12 protein-coding genes, 1 tRNA gene and 2 pseudogenes are annotated in these 14046 nt (G+C 68.8%); 2 read left to right on the forward strand and 13 right to left on the reverse strand.

What is annotated here, in order from left to right; all coding sequences use genetic code 11:
• From ACLQ6X_RS07535 to ACLQ6X_RS07555, 5 genes and pseudogenes are all read right to left on the reverse strand, one after another.
• Window positions 1-421, reverse strand: a pseudogene (locus ACLQ6X_RS07535) (penicillin-binding protein 2); the annotation flags it as partial.
• Entirely contained in the window at window positions 418-1851 is a 1434-nt protein-coding gene (locus ACLQ6X_RS07540; RefSeq protein WP_411699557.1) for an FtsW/RodA/SpoVE family cell cycle protein, read from the reverse strand. The pseudogene ACLQ6X_RS07535 and the gene ACLQ6X_RS07540, both read right to left, overlap by 4 nt.
• A complete protein-coding gene (locus ACLQ6X_RS07545) occupies window positions 1835-3076 on the reverse strand; it encodes a Stp1/IreP family PP2C-type Ser/Thr phosphatase (protein WP_411699558.1) in 1242 nt (413 codons plus the stop codon). The genes ACLQ6X_RS07540 and ACLQ6X_RS07545 overlap by 17 nt, the downstream gene beginning before the upstream one ends.
• A 4-nt stretch (window positions 3077-3080) precedes the next feature.
• Window positions 3081-3605: an FHA domain-containing protein gene (locus ACLQ6X_RS07550; protein ID WP_411699559.1), complete on the reverse strand. Its 525-nt coding sequence runs from the start codon at window positions 3603-3605 to the stop codon at window positions 3081-3083.
• A complete protein-coding gene (locus ACLQ6X_RS07555) occupies window positions 3602-4309 on the reverse strand; it encodes an FhaA domain-containing protein (RefSeq protein ID WP_411699560.1) in 708 nt (235 codons plus the stop codon). Before ACLQ6X_RS07555 ends, ACLQ6X_RS07550 begins: the two co-directional genes overlap by 4 nt.
• 151 nt (window positions 4310-4460) lie before the next feature.
• Between ACLQ6X_RS07555 and ACLQ6X_RS07560 the strand changes: the two genes are divergently transcribed.
• A tRNA-Leu gene (locus tag ACLQ6X_RS07560) sits at window positions 4461-4547 on the forward strand.
• An 87-nt stretch (window positions 4548-4634) separates the two neighbouring features.
• Here the strand turns inward: ACLQ6X_RS07560 and ACLQ6X_RS07565 are convergent.
• From ACLQ6X_RS07565 to ACLQ6X_RS07585, 5 genes are all read right to left on the reverse strand, one after another.
• A complete protein-coding gene (locus ACLQ6X_RS07565) occupies window positions 4635-5237 on the reverse strand; it encodes a DUF305 domain-containing protein (protein WP_411699561.1) in 603 nt (200 codons plus the stop codon).
• A 35-nt stretch (window positions 5238-5272) separates the two neighbouring features.
• Entirely contained in the window at window positions 5273-6043 is a 771-nt protein-coding gene (locus ACLQ6X_RS07570; RefSeq protein ID WP_411699562.1) for a M23 family metallopeptidase, read from the reverse strand.
• Between the two features lie 157 nt (window positions 6044-6200).
• Complete coding sequence (locus ACLQ6X_RS07575; protein WP_411699563.1) at window positions 6201-6554, reverse strand: hypothetical protein; 354 nt, start codon at window positions 6552-6554, stop codon at window positions 6201-6203.
• Between the two features lie 234 nt (window positions 6555-6788).
• Entirely contained in the window at window positions 6789-8006 is a 1218-nt protein-coding gene (locus ACLQ6X_RS07580; protein WP_411699564.1) for an MFS transporter, read from the reverse strand.
• Window positions 8007-8033: 27 nt separating this feature from the next.
• Entirely contained in the window at window positions 8034-10091 is a 2058-nt protein-coding gene (locus tag ACLQ6X_RS07585; RefSeq protein ID WP_411699565.1) for a transglycosylase domain-containing protein, read from the reverse strand.
• A 128-nt stretch (window positions 10092-10219) separates the two neighbouring features.
• Here ACLQ6X_RS07585 and ACLQ6X_RS07590 point away from each other — a divergent pair, with 128 nt between their 5' ends.
• Window positions 10220-11515 (forward strand): APC family permease, encoded by a 1296-nt coding sequence (locus tag ACLQ6X_RS07590; protein ID WP_411699566.1) that lies wholly within the window; start codon window positions 10220-10222, stop codon window positions 11513-11515.
• Here ACLQ6X_RS07590 and ACLQ6X_RS07595 read toward each other — a convergent pair.
• From ACLQ6X_RS07595 to fbiC, 3 genes and pseudogenes are all read right to left on the reverse strand, one after another.
• A complete protein-coding gene (locus tag ACLQ6X_RS07595; protein ID WP_411699567.1) occupies window positions 11464-12909 on the reverse strand; it encodes a flavin-containing monooxygenase in 1446 nt (481 codons plus the stop codon). The genes ACLQ6X_RS07590 and ACLQ6X_RS07595 overlap by 52 nt on opposite strands.
• A complete protein-coding gene (locus ACLQ6X_RS07600; protein WP_411699568.1) occupies window positions 12906-13244 on the reverse strand; it encodes a hypothetical protein in 339 nt (112 codons plus the stop codon). The genes ACLQ6X_RS07595 and ACLQ6X_RS07600 overlap by 4 nt, the downstream gene beginning before the upstream one ends.
• Window positions 13241-14046: pseudogene (gene fbiC, locus ACLQ6X_RS07605) on the reverse strand (7,8-didemethyl-8-hydroxy-5-deazariboflavin synthase); the annotation flags it as partial. The pseudogene fbiC and the gene ACLQ6X_RS07600, both read right to left, overlap by 4 nt.

Raw genomic sequence — 14046 nt, forward strand, 5'->3', positions numbered from 1 at the left:
TCGGGTCGATGGTCAGCTCGACGGCGTCGCCCTTGGGGGTCTGCCCGGTGAAGATGGCGTTGATCTGGTCGAAGAACTGGGCGTTCGAGGTGCCGCTGAGGTAGTCGTTGAGCGCGCTCTCGATGCCGGTGGTTCCCTGGTTGAGGGTGAAGTAGCCGGTGATGGGCGCGTACAACGGCCCGTTCGAGTACTGCCGGAGGAACGAGAAGTCGTCGTCGACCGGCGTCGACTCGGCGATCGGCACTCCGTCGACCAGGATCGGTCCGCGCTGTGCCGAGAAGCTGTCGAGAGTGGTGCGTGTGTTGCGGGGGTCGGCGCTGAGGCTGTCGGCCTCGACGACCTGGATGACACTGCTCGAGCCGAACAGGGCGACGAACATGAGCAGCACGACGATGCTCACGCGCTTGAGTTCTTTGTTCATTCTTCGATCACCGCTCTCGGCTGATTGCGCACGGTGTCGGACAGCCGCAGCAGCAGCGCGGCGATGATCCAGTTGGCGACGAGCGACGAACCTCCGGCGGCGAGGAACGGCGTCGTGAGCCCGGTGAGCGGGATCACCCGGGTCACACCGCCCACCACGATGAATACCTGCAGGGCGATCAGGAACGAGAGGCCGACCCCGAGAAGGCGACCGAAATCATCCTGCCCGGCGAAGCCGATGCGGAAACCCCGCGAGACGAACAGCAGGTACAGGCCGAGGATCGCGAACAGGCCGATGAGCCCGAGCTCTTCGCCGAGGCTGGCGATGATGTAGTCGCTCTCGGCGAGGGGAACGATGCCCGGTCGGCCCTGGCCGAGCCCGGCACCGATGAGTCCGCCCTTGGCCAGACCGAACAGGCCCTGTACGAGCTGGTAGCTGCCGCCGGACTGGCCGTAGATGTCGGGGTTGAACGCGTCGAGCCACGCGGCGAACCGGCCGTTGACGTAGCTGAGGGTCTGGCTGGCGACGAGGGCGCCGGCGAGGAAGGCGGTGAGGCCGAGGATGATCCAGCTCGCGCGGCCCGTCGCGACGTAGATCATCACGAGGAAGAGCCCGAAGTAGAGCAGGGCCGTTCCGAGGTCGCGCTGGAAGATCAGCACGCCCATCGACGCGATGAAGACGACGATGATGGGGCCGAGGTCGCGCGCACGGGGGAAGGTCATGCCGAGCACCTTCGTGCCGACCATCGAGAGCGAGTCGCGCGCGGTAACGAGGTAGCCGGCGAAGAAGATCGCGAGGGCGATCTTGCCGAGCTCTCCCGGCTGGAAGTTGAGCGGTCCGAGTTCGATCCAGATGCGCGCGCCGTTGCGCTCGGAGCCGATCAGCGGTGCGAGCGGCAGCAGCAGCAGTGCGATGCCGGTGAACATGGAAACGAAGCGGTAGCGCAGCAGTACCCGGTGGTTGCGCACGACGATGATCACGATGATCGCCAACAGGATGGCGAGGGCGGTCCAGACCATCTGGCGCACGCCGGCCGCATCCCATCCGGTGAGGTTGTCGTCGATGTCGATGCGGTAGATCATGGCGATGCCGAGGCCGTTGAGCACCGTGATCACCGGGAGGATGAACGGGTCGGCGTCGGGCGCCACCACGCGCATTGTGATGTGCATCGCGAAGACGAGCAGGGTGAGGCCCGCCCCGTAGGTGAGCAGCGCGGAGTCGATCTCGCCGAGCGCGCCGAGCTGCACCAGGCAGATGGCGGCGGCGTTGATGCCGCTCGCGACGAGCAGGAGCACCAGCTCGAGGTTGCGCATGCGCGCGGGCACCCGCAGCTTCAGGCGGATGCTGCTCGTGAAGTTGGCGCGATCGGCGGCATCGACCGGACGACCGGTCGATACGGCTTCGGTCGGGAGACTATTCGGTGCTGACATTCGACAATGTGTCCACGATGCGTTCGGCGTCGCTCAGGTCGTCGGCGTTGATGGTGGCCTCTACCCTCTGCTGCGAGTAGGCAGTGAGGGAGTCGACCTCGATCGACGTGGTGCGGTAGACGGTCGACAGGCTGATCGGGCCGATGCCCTCTTGCACGCCGCGGTAGATGGCGACGTTGCCCTGGTCGACGCCCACGAAATAGCGGCTCTGCGTGTACTGGTAGGCGGTGAATACGCCGCCGAGAATGCCGAGCGACACGAGGATGAGCCCGACGAGCCAGGTGATGCGGCGACGCCTCGCGCGCCGGCGGTCTTCGAGGATGAGCTCGTCGAGGTAGCCGTCGGACTCCGGCTCGAAGTGCGAGTCGTCGGGCTTCGTGACCTTGAGCGGGTGCAACAAGAGGGCGGGGAGGCGCAACGGCTTCTTCGCCACGTCGCCGTCGAAGACGAGCGGGTGCGCCGCCGATCCGACTGTGATCGGGGGAACGTGGGCCGAGGAGCCGGATTCGTCGATGTCGACGAGCACCACTGTGACGTTGTCGGGGGCGCCCTGATCGAGGGCGTCCTTCACGAGCCGCTCCGCAGCATCCTGAGCGTCTTCTATCGACGTGAGCGCGTGCATGATCTTGTCGCACGAGACGTAGCTGCTGAGGCCGTCGGAGCAGAGCAGCCAGCGGTCGCCCGGCTGGGTGGCCATGATCGAGGTGTCGATCTCGGGGGTGGCGTCGACGTCGCCGAGAACGCGCATCAGCACCGAGCGCCGGGGGTGCACAGCGGCCTCCTCCTCGGTGATGCGGCCGCTGTCGACGAGGCGTTGCACGAAGGTGTGGTCGGCCGTGACCTGGGTGAGCTCGCCCTCGCGCAGCAGGTAGATGCGCGAATCGCCGATGTGGGCGATCACGACCTGGCCGCCGACCATGATGAGCCCGCTGACGGTCGTGCCCATTCCGGTGAGCTCGGAGTGGTCGAAGACCGTCTCGGCTAGCTGGGCGTTGGCGGCGGTGAGGGCGGTGTGCAGCGCGAACTCGGCGTCGCTGCCGGAGGCGAACTGGCGGTCGGTCTCGGTGATGCGCTTGACGGCGATCGCCGAGGCGACGTCACCGCCCGCGTGCCCGCCCATACCGTCGGCGACAACGAACAGGTACTCGCCGGCATAGCCGCTGTCCTGATTGTTGGCGCGGATCTTCCCCACATGGGAGACCGCGGCACTCTTGCCGGGGGCCACTCGATTACCGCCGTAGTTCGAAACTGGTCGTGCCAATGGTCACTGGCGTGTTCAGGGGAACCTGAGTCGGAACGATCACCCGCGTGCCATCGAGGAACGTGCCATTCGTCGAGTCTAGGTCTTGGATAACCCAGCCCTCGTTCCAGTTGAGCAGGCGGGCGTGGTGCGTCGAGGTGTAGTCGTCGCGGATCACGAGGCCGGAATCGCTCGACCGGCCGATCGTGAGCTGCTCGGGGGGAAGGGCGATCTCGAGCCCTTCCTTGGCGCCGCCGGTGATGACGAGGCGGCTCGCGCCCGACGAACTGACGGGCGCGGCGGCGGGTGCGCGGGCCGGCGCGGGGGTGCTCGCCGCCATGCCCATCGGTGCCGGTGCGGCAGCCGCGGCATCCACCGAGGCGGGAAGCTTGCGCACCTTCTGGCCGAACAGGTCGGTGCGCAGGGCGTAGACGACCGCGAAAACGAAGGCCCACATCAGAATGAGGAAGGCGATCTTGAGAACGAGCAGGGTGAGCGGGCTCGGATCGATCATCGGTTGCCGCCCTTGTCGCGCGAAGTGGGAAAGTCGTCGGCCGCCTGTGCGATGACGCGGAACACGATGTGCGTGCGGCCGATATCAATCGCGGAGTCGGGATCGAGCCTCGCCTTGGAGACACGCTCGCCGTTGAGCAGGGAGCCGTTGGTCGAGCCGAGGTCGTTGACCTCTGCCCGGTTGCCGTCCCACAGTACCTCGACGTGCTTGCGGGAAATGCTGGAGTCGTCGACGGTGATGTCCGCATCCGACCCTCGACCGATGACGGTGCGGGACCGGGTGATCGGATGACGCTTGCCACCGATATCGAGAACCGGGGCCCAGGCGACGGTGCCCTTCACGTTGACGGACTCGATCTCGATGATGCCCTCGCCGAGGCCGGAGACGCGGTCGAGCGCGATCGCCAGCGGGCCCGAGAACGAGTAGCGCTGCGCGGTGGCGTGCCGCTGAACCAGGCTCGTGAGCTCGTCGATGAGCGCGGGGCCGATCGCCGACATGCGGTCGAAGTCCATGGGGGAGAGGCGAACGGTGAAGCGGTTGGGAACCAGGATGCGGTCGCGTGAGACGACAGCCGCCTTCGTGTCGAGCTCGCGTCGGAGCGCGCTCGTAATCTCAACGGGCTGCACGCCGCTCTTGAAAGTTTTTGCGAACGCGCCATTGACCGCTCGCTCAAGCCCTCGTTCGAAGCTGTCAAGAAGCCCCAAGGATTTCCTCATCTCACGCCTAGTGAATACGACGATGTTAGCCGGTGGGCTTGAACGCGCGTGTTTCCACGGGAGTTTTACACCCAGCGGATGACCCTACCGGGCACCGTGTGCGGATGGTGCTTCGCGCTGTGATAATCTCGCTTGGTTGGCGCGAGTGGCGGAATTGGTAGACGCGCACGGTTCAGGTCCGTGTGTTGGAAACGACGTGGGGGTTCAAGTCCCCCCTCGCGCACCAGACACAACACGGAAGAAGGCCCCCGGGAAACCGGGGGCCTTCTCTCGTCTGACCGCATGGAGCCGCAGGCTTGTGGCCGGCGTGGTCTCAAAGAGTGGAGAGAAGGTCGTTCATCGCGGCAATCTCTGCGGTCTGATCCGTGACGATCGTCTCCGCGAGTGCGACGGCTTGCGGATTCTGGCCCGAGTCGATCTCCTCGTTGGCCATCTCGACAGCGCCCGTGTGGTGCGCCGTCATCTGGGTGAGGAACAGACCGTTCGCCTCAGCCCCGGTCGATTCCGTGAGAGCGGTCATGTCTCCCTCGCTCATGGACCCCGACGTGTCGCCCATGTCGTGGCCGCCCATCGATTCGGACGACACCCCCCACGAGTCGAGCCACCCGGTCATGGTGTCGATCTCGGGCTTCTGGGCGGCCCGGATCTTTTCAGCCAGCGCCGTCACGCGTTCGTCGACATCGTTCTTCTCGAGAAAGATATCCGCCATTTCGACGGCCTGCTCGTGATGCACGACCATGCTCGAAGCGAACGTGACATCGGTGTCGTTGAAATCGGCGGACGCCTCCGACGACGAATCCGACGAATCCGACCCGTGGTCCATGCCGCTCATCGAATCGCCGGAGGAGCATGCCGGCAGTGCGAGCGCGGCAGTGAGCAGGCCGGCGACAGTCAGGGAGAGACGTGATCTATTCACGATTGTTCCTTCCATTCAGCGTGTTAAGGGCGGCCCTAACGGACATTGGATACCAGCCACGAGTACGGGTCGACCTGCACGCCTTGACGGTGTATTTCGAAGTGGAGGTGCGCTCCGGTGCTCGCACCGGTGTTTCCGACCCGCCCGACGGTGGTCCCGACGCTGACTGTCTCTCCCTCAAAGAGGGGAACCGACCCTGCCTGCATGTGGGCGTAGACGGTGGTCACGAGCTCGCCACCGATCCGATGGTCGATGATCACGTGGGTGCCGAGGCCGTCCCTGTCGCTGCGAATCTGGCGAACGGTGCCGGCCGCCATCGCCGAAATAGGGGTGCCCGACCCGGGGGTGAAGTCCAGGCCCTTATGGTTCGACGAGCAGCCGCGGCACGGCGCGGTTCTGGCACCGAACCCGCTACTGATCGGCGAAGCGGCGAGAGGCCACTGCACTTCGGACGTCGAGACGTTGACGTATGCCATGCCCAGCCCTGCGAACGAGGAGCGGCCGCTCGACGTCGGCGGGGGAGGAGGGGGAGGCGGGGCGGTCACGGTGAACGAATCCCTCTCGATCCGATCGATCTCTCCCCCCGCGACCAGCGACTGTGGTTGGAGTTGCGTCGTGTCGACCGACGGAAGATCGGGCAGCGAGGTCGGCTGCGTCGCTTCGGCGGGGAGGCCCTGCGACAGCGTCAGGCACCAGGCGAACAACAGCGCTGCGGCACCTTTTTTGCCCGTGGCGCCGACCCGACGGGGCCGCGTGCGCTCTGGGTTGGAAGCGGAACGACGAGTTCCGGACGTGATGGTGTACATGGTTCCTAACAAGGCGAGGCGGTTCGAGCGCAACGCCGATCGGGCGAATGGTCGAGCCTTGAGGGCTCGGATCGCGGTGTGTCTGGGCGAGTCCCAGAGGGACTCGATGTCTCGCCGAAACGGCTATACAGCCACGATGACGACGAGAACGGGCGTTCTAAACCTGCTGCAGAGAGAGTTGTATCAACGATCGAGAATGCGGGGGTGCTGCGGTGGCGGCAAGACTGATGCCCGAATTCTCGGCGGTGCGCGGCACAGCCGCGGCATGCGGATGCACTGTCAGAGCCGGCACGACCGTGGTCGGCGCCGACACGTACTCGACCGTCTGAGTGCAGCAATCACGCGTGTCGGCGGGTTCGCCGTCGTCGAAATCGTGTGCGGTCTCCAGCTCGACGTGCGCGACCGGTGAGCCGGAGGTCTCCGCTTCCGAATGGTGTGCGTGCTGCTGGTCCGAGACACCATGCTCGTGGGCCGCGAGATGCGAAACCGGCACCTGCTGGAGGACCAGCATGCACGCCAGAACAGCGAGAACCGCCACGAACGTTGCTCGAACTGCCCGCGCCACGGGTCGCGAAGACCGCGAAGACTCGGTCGGCAGCAACGGGCGCAAAGCACTCCTCGGGATGGATAAGATCCCCAAATTTACCCGATTCGCGACTGAATCGTTATAAATCCAGTGAACGCGAAGGTTGGTGGCGATGCGCCGGGTCGCCGCCTGACCGGCGGGACGGCGAGGCGGCGACGCCTAAGGGGCCGGATGCGCCCGGCGCTTCGACAGCACCCCCGCGCACGCGACGACGAGCAGCCCGGCGAGCGGCACGATCAGCAGGCCGTAGCGCAGTTCGGTCGCGTCGGCGATCGCGCCGACCAGCGGCGGCGACACCAGGAAGCCGAGCCGCAGCAGCCAGCTGACGATCGTGAGCCCCGACCCGGCGCGGAACCCCGGCAGCTCGTCGGCGGCGTGCATGGCCGCGGGGATGAGCGTGGCTACGCCCAGGCCGGCGAGGCCGAAGCCGACGATCGTTCCGGCGAGGGTGGGGAAGGCGAGCGCGAGACCCATGCCGACGAAGACGACCGCGCCGCCGGCGCGGGCGACGGTGCGCTGGCCGAACCGGTCGCCGAGGCGGTCGCCGAAGAGGCGCCCGACGAACTGCATGCCCTGCAGGGCGATGAAGCCGACGCCGGCGAGGAACGCGGAGGCGCCCAGCGAGTCGGAGAGGTAGATGGCCGCCCACGACGCTCCGGCGTCTTCGACGATGGCGCCGGCGCACGCGATCAGCACGAGGGCGGTGAGAACCCCGTACTTGGCGATCAGGCCCCCCGCCCGGCCCGGGATGCGCGCGGCGGCGTGCGGCGCGGGTGCGACCTCCTCCGGCTCGGCCCCGGGCAGCAGGAACCGGTAGGAGAGCACGGCCATCGCGCTGAACAGTGTGGCCGAGATGGCCAGGTGGGTCGTCACGGGGATGGCGAGCTGGGCCGCCGCGGCGCCGAGCAGGCCGCCGGTCACGGCCCCGATGCTCCACACTGCGTGGAACGAGTTGAGGATGGAGCGCCCGTAGAGCCGCTGCACCCGCAGGCCGTGCGAGTTCTGGGCGACGTCGGTGATCGAGTCCATCGCGCCGGAGAGGAAGAGGCCGAGTGCGAGCAGCGCCCAGACCGGCGACGCGCCCGCGATGAGGATGCCGACCGACGAGAGCACGGCGGCCGCCACCGCGACGCGGGAGGAACGGAAGCGGCGCACGAGGAATCCCGCCGAGAGACCGGCGATCAGGGCGCCGAGCGGGAACGCGGCCACCGCCGCGCCGAAGGCGGTGTTGGTGAGCTCGAGCGAGTCTTTGATCTCGGGGTACCGGGGGAGCAGGTTGGCGAAGATCGCTCCGTTGGTGAAGAAGAGGATGTTCACCGCGATGCGGGCTGTTACGGCTTCGCGGGGCGGTCGGGGTGTCGGCGCGGCGTTGCTCACCCGTCGAGCTTACGAGCCGCCGGGCGCTCAGCCGTTCGGGAAGGGAATGGCCGGCTGCCCCTGGTGCACGTCGACCATGACCGCTTTCCAGACGCGACCGGCGATGGATGAGCCTGTCGGCTTGTAGAAGGAGCGGCCGTAGGCCTGCACGCGGATCAGCGGATTGGCGAAGCCGCCAAGCGGGTCGCCGACCCAGACCCCGGTAGCGAAGTTCGGCGTCATGCCGACTGTCCAGTTGGCCGAGCTGTCGTCGGTCGTTCCGGTCTTGCCCGCGGTCTCGCGTCCGGGAAGGGCGCCGACGCCCGCGAGGGTGCCGCCGGCGTTGAAGGTGCCCTGAAGTGCCTCGGTCATCTGCGCGGCGACCGACGGGCTGATCTCCTGGTGGCACTCGGGCGCCGACGTGGCTACCGGCTCGCCGGTGGTCGTGCGCACGGCGCCGATCACGGCGATCGGGTTGCACTTCACGCCGCCCGCGGCGAAGGTCGCGTAGACGTTCGCCATCTCCACGGGTGTGACCGAGGAGGTGCCGAGCGCGAACGAGCCCGTGCGCGGGCCGACCGCCGCCACGTCGTCGGGGTTCGTGTTGATCGTCGTGATGCCGAGCCGCCGGGCCATGTCGACGACGGACATCACCGTGGTCTGCTCGATCAGCTTCACGAAGTAGATGTTGACCGACTGGCGGATCGCGCTGCGCGCATCGATGTCGCCGAGCTGGGCGTTGCCGAAGTTGGTATAGCCCTTCTTCGGACTGTCGAGCACGCGGGAGAAGTACGGGCCGTTGGCCGACAAGGTCGTGGTGATCGGGATGCCCTGCTCGAGCGCCGTAACCAGCGTGAGGGGTTTCATCACCGAGCCGGGTTGTTGCGCGCTCGTCGCGTAGACGACCTGGGTCTGATCCCAGGTGCGGTTCTCGGCGACCGCCGCGATGTGGCCGGTGCCGGGCACGACGACGCCGATGCCGGCGGCCACCCGGTTGCCGTTGCCGAGCGCCTCGGTTGCGGCCCGGGTCGCCGCGTCGGAGACGCCGCGGTCGAGCGCGGTCGTGACGGTGAGGCCGCCCTGGCGCAGAAGGATCTGGCGCTCCTCGGGTGTCGCGCCGAACGCCGGGTTGGTGAGCAGTTCGTCTTGCACCAGCGCGCAGTAGTACGGGTAGGCCGAGGTGGCGCAGCCCGACGGGGTGTCACCGCGGATGAGCTCGAGCGGGGTGGCCTTCGCGGCGGCCGCCTCCTCTGCGGTGATGTAGGCCTCGCTGAGCATCCGGTCGATGACCGCGTCACGCCGGCCCTGGGACGCCTCGGGCTGCGCGTAGGGGTCGAACTGCACGGGCGACTGCAGCAGCCCGACGAGCACCGCCGCCTGCGGCACTGTGAGGGCCGCGGCATCCGTACTGAAATAGACGCGGGAGGCGGCCTGGACTCCATAGGCCAGGTTGCCGAAGTACACGGCGTTCGAATAGGTCGTGAGGATGTCGGGCTTCGCCATGGTCTTCTCGAGGGCCACCGCGTACTTCACCTCGCGGATCTTCGACTCATAGGTGTCGCCCTCGGCGACGGCGCGCTCGTCGTCGTTGCGCGCGTTGCTGATGAGGATGTTCTGCACCAGCTGTTGGGTGATCGTCGAGGCGCCCTCGGTGCGCTCGTCGTTGGTGAGGTTCTTCACCATCGCTCGAGCGATGCCGGGGAAGTCGACGCCCGAGTGCTGGTAGAAACGGGAGTCCTCGGTGGCGATCAGCGCGTTCAGGAAATTGGGCGAGATCTGCTCGAACGTGACCGGGATGCGGTTCTCGCTGTAGAAACGGGCGAACTCGGCGCCGCTCTTGTCGAGCAGCACGACGTGCTGCGGCAGTGCGGCCGCGATGGGGAGGTCGGTGGGGAAGCCCTCCCAGTAGTCGGTGACCTTCGAGGTTGTGGTCGACGCCGCGAGCACGGCGGGTGTTGCGAGAGCGGCGAAGCCGGCACCGATGAGCGCGGGGATGAGGATCATGGCGAGGGCGGCGAGCAGAACCCGGTGCCACGGGGGCCGCGAGTAGTCGGTCGCCCCGACGGAAATCTCGTCGAGAGAGACCATCTCGTAGCGGCTGGGCATGAGGGAGAGCCTCTCGACTTCGAACCTGCGGGTTCACCGACGCTACGGCACCCGGCCGCGTAACCCAAGGGATGAATAGAATTCGATACCGGATCGTGGTGTTCACGGCCGCCCGCTATCCTGCGACCGTGACCCCTCAGCCCCACCTCGCGCGCCGACTGCGCACGCCCGACGCCGTGGTCATCGGCCTCGGGTCGATGATCGGCGCCGGTGTCTTCGCCGCGTTCACCCCGGCCGCGCAGGCCGCGGGCAGCGGCCTGCTCGTCGGGCTCGCCGTCGCCGCGTTCGTGGCGTTCTGTAACGCCACCTCCACGGCGCAGCTCGCCGCGAGCTATCCGCTCTCGGGTGGCGCCTACCTCTACGGGCGCGAGCGGCTCGGTGCGCTCTGGGGGTTCCTGGCCGGCTGGAGCTTCGTGATCGGCAAGACCGCGAGCTGCGCGGCGATGGCTCTGACCTTCGCCGCCTACGCCGCACCCGCCGGCTGGGAGCGTGCCGTCGCCGCGGTCGCCGTCGTGGCGCTCGCCGCGGTCAACTACCGCGGGATCACCCGCACGGCGCAGCTCACGCGCGTCATCGTCGTGGTCGTGCTCGTCGGGCTCGCGATCGGCGTGACGGCCGCGGCGAGCGGCGGCCTGCCCGAGATCGCTGACGTGGACCCCTTCTCCGGCGACGCGCTCGTGGCGGGCGGCTGGCACGGCCTGCTGCAGTCGGCCGGGCTGCTGTTCTTCGCGTTCGCGGGCTACGCGCGCGTGGCCACGATGGGCGAGGAGGTCGTCGACCCGGCACGCACCATCCCGCGGGCGATCACGATCGCGCTCGCCGTCACGGTGGTGGTGTACGCGGTGGTCGCGGTGGTGGTGCTCGGCGCCCTCGGTGCGGCGGGCGTGGCCGGGTCGTCGACGCCGCTGAGCGACGCGGCCGTGCAGTCGGGCTGGTCGTGGGCGCGACCCGTCGTGCGCGTGGCCGCCGCGGTCGCCTCGCTCGGCGCCCTGCTGGGTCTTATCGCGGGCATCGGGCGCACGAGCCTGGCGATGGCGCGCGAGGGGGATCTTCCGAGGTGGCTGTCGGCGGTGCATCCGAAATTCCGCGTCCCGCACCGCGCGGAGGTCGCCCTCGCCGTCGTGATCGTGGCGCTCGTGCTCACGGTCGACCTGCGCGGGGCGATCGGCTTCTCGTCGTTCGGCGTGCTGCTCTACTACCTGGTCGCGAATGTCGCGGCCCTCACGCAGCCGGCCGAGCAGAGGCGGTACCCGCGGGCCGTGCAGGTGGCGGGGGCCGTCGGATGTCTCGTGCTCGTCGCGACCCTTCCGGCACTGTCGATCGTGGTCGGGGTCGCCGTGCTCGTCGTCGGTGTCGTGTACCGGGCGGCGGGTCAGAGGTACGCGGCGCGGTCGAACGCGGAGAGCCGGTCGCGGAAGGCGTAGGCGAAGTCGGGCCAGAGCAGAGTCAGCCGGTGGCTGCGCTCGTCGACGTACCAGCTCTCGCAGCCGCCGCCGAGCCAGACCGTCGCGGCGGCGCGCGCGTCGAGCTCGGCGACGTAGGCGGCCTGCGCGTCGGGTGACACCTCGAGCACGTCGGACTCGTCGTGCAGCGCGCCGAGCAGGTACTCGATCTGCGCCTCGATCATCACGATCGCCGAGTTGTGGCCGAGACTCGCGTTCGGTCCGTCGATGACGAACAGGTTGGGGAAGCCGTGCACCGTGGTCGAGGCGTAGGCGACCATGCCGTCGCCCCAGGCCTCGTCGAGGCTCAGGCCGTCACGGCCGAAGACGCGCCGCGCGAACGGCGGCCGGGTCGACTCGAAACCGGTGGCGAAGATCAGCACGTCGAGGTCGTGGGCGGCGCCGCTCGCCGCGATCGCGGTGCGGCCGTCGATGCTCACGAGGGCGGACGGCTCGAGGGTCACCGCCCCGCTCTCGAGGGCCGGGTAGAAGTCGTCGGAGAGCAGCACGCGCTTGCAGCCGATCTCGTAGCCGGGGGTGAGCAGGTCGCGCAGGTCGGCATCGGAGACCTGCGCCTCGAGGTGGCCGCGCGCGCGGGCCCGCAGGGCGTCGATATAACCGGGGGTGGCGACCCGCTCGGCGAAACCCGCCTCCATCGACCAGAACAGGTCGGCGCGCAGGCGCTCGCGGGTCTCGGGGCTGTTTCGGAAACTCAGGATGTCGCGTGCCGAGTACTCGGAATCGTCGCGCGGCACCACGTGGGCGGCCGTGCGCTGGAACAGCACCACGCTGCCGGCCTGTTCCGCGACCCGCGGAACGAGCTGCACGGCCGAGGCTCCCGTGCCCACGACGCCGACGCGCGCGCCGGCGATCGGCACGTCGTGGTCGTAGCGGGAGGAATGGAACGCGACGCCCGGGAACGAATCGATGCCCGCAATCTCGGGCATCCGGGGCTCGGAGAGCCGGCCGGCCGCGACCACGAGCGTGCGGCAGGAGTAGTCGCCCGTCGAGGTGCGCACGGACCAGCGCTCGGTCTCGGCCAGCCAGCGCATCTCGAGCACGTCGGTGCCGAGCCGGATGCGGGGCTCGATCTCGCGGGCGCACTCGCGCAGGTAGTCCTGAATTTCCGAACCCCGGGCGAAGAAGTGCGACCAGTCGTGCTTGGGCGCGAACGAGAACGAGTAGAGGTGCGAGGGGATGTCGCAGGCGACGCCGGGATAGTCGTTGTCGCGCCAGGTGCCGCCGACGGCCGCGGCCCGTTCGAGCACGACGAACGAGCGCTCGCCGAGGCGCGACAGGCGGATGCCGGCACCGAGGCCGGCGAAGCCCGCGCCGACGATGACGGTATCGACGATGACGGTGTCGACGTCGGTCATACCCGGGCCGGTTCTCGCGTGCGCCCGGCCGGGTACGACTCGGGGTGGCGCAGGTAGCCGTCGATGACGCTGAGCAGCTCGGCGGGGTGGGCGGTGGCGAGGCGGGCGTGGCTCGCGGACGGGTCGGTCGGCGGGTCGGCCCCGATGACGAGGGTGGGCCGGGTGGTGGGCCAGGGGGCGTCGGTGATCTGGATGATTCGGTCGATCGTGTCGGCGACGGGGGTCGTGGGGTCGGTGGTGATCAGGACGGTCGGAGGCTGCGCCGGGTCGTAGTGCCGGGCGAGCATGGCGACGAGGAAGGCGCGGTGGGGGACCTGGTCGGCGAGGGTGATCATGGGTGGTGGATTTCGACAGGCTCAATCACCGAAGGCGGCTCAATCAACGGAGGCGGCTCGATCAACGATGGCGGCTCAGCGACCGGGGCGTAGTCGGTGGTGCGCTGGCGGGCGGTGCGGCCGATCTCGGCGGCGACCCGCTGCACGTCGGCGACGGTGAGCGAGCGGTACGCCTCCGCCCCGGCCTCGGGCGCGCACACCCCGTCGATGAGCAGCCCGCCGAGATCGTCGGCGCCGCCGAGCAGCACGGCTTGGCTGGTCTCGAGCCCGAGCTTGGTCCAGGCGGCCTGGATGTGGTCGATGCTGCCGTGCAGCATCAGCCGCGCGACGGCGTGCACCGCGCGGCTCTCCCGCACGCTCGGGCCGGAACGGGCGCCCGTAATCGGCGGCGAGTCGACGGGCACGAACGGCATGGCGATGAACTCGGTGAATCCGCCGGTCTGGTGCTGCAACGCCACGAGGGAACGCAGGTGCGCAACCTGCTCGGCAGCGGTCTCGACGTGGCCGTAGACCATCGTCGCGGTCGAGCGCAGGCCGACCGCGTGCGCGGTGGCGACGCTCGACACCCACTCGGCGACGGAGGGGTCGTTGCCGCCGCTCAGCAGCGCGCGGATGCGGTCGTCGAGGATGCGCGCACCCGTGCCCGGCACAGTGTCGACTCCCGCGTCGCGCAGCCGCTGGTAGAACTCGCGCACCGTGATGCCGAGCCGCGCGGCGCCGTCGGCCCCCGCGGTCGGCCGGGAGGCGTGCAGGTGCAGGCCCGGCGGGGGCTTTCTGATGGGGGCGGCGCTGTCGAGGTAGG

Source organism: Conyzicola sp., from assembly GCF_046714715.1.
Lineage (GTDB): Bacteria > Actinomycetota > Actinomycetes > Actinomycetales > Microbacteriaceae > Conyzicola.

What these genes read in the sequence shown, in the direction of transcription:
- ACLQ6X_RS07540 (WP_411699557.1), bottom strand. Translation starts at nt 1,851, where the DNA reads ATGTCAGCACCGAATAGTCTCCCGACCGAAGCCGTATCGACCGGTCGT.
- ACLQ6X_RS07550 (WP_411699559.1), bottom strand. Translation starts at nt 3,605, where the DNA reads ATGATCGATCCGAGCCCGCTCACCCTGCTCGTTCTCAAGATCGCCTTC.
- ACLQ6X_RS07570 (WP_411699562.1), bottom strand. Translation starts at nt 6,043, where the DNA reads ATGTACACCATCACGTCCGGAACTCGTCGTTCCGCTTCCAACCCAGAG.
- ACLQ6X_RS07575 (WP_411699563.1), bottom strand. Translation starts at nt 6,554, where the DNA reads ATGCTGGTCCTCCAGCAGGTGCCGGTTTCGCATCTCGCGGCCCACGAG.
- ACLQ6X_RS07585 (WP_411699565.1), bottom strand. Translation starts at nt 10,091, where the DNA reads ATGCCCAGCCGCTACGAGATGGTCTCTCTCGACGAGATTTCCGTCGGG.
- ACLQ6X_RS07595 (WP_411699567.1), bottom strand. Translation starts at nt 12,909, where the DNA reads ATGACCGACGTCGACACCGTCATCGTCGATACCGTCATCGTCGGCGCG.
- ACLQ6X_RS07600 (WP_411699568.1), bottom strand. Translation starts at nt 13,244, where the DNA reads ATGATCACCCTCGCCGACCAGGTCCCCCACCGCGCCTTCCTCGTCGCC.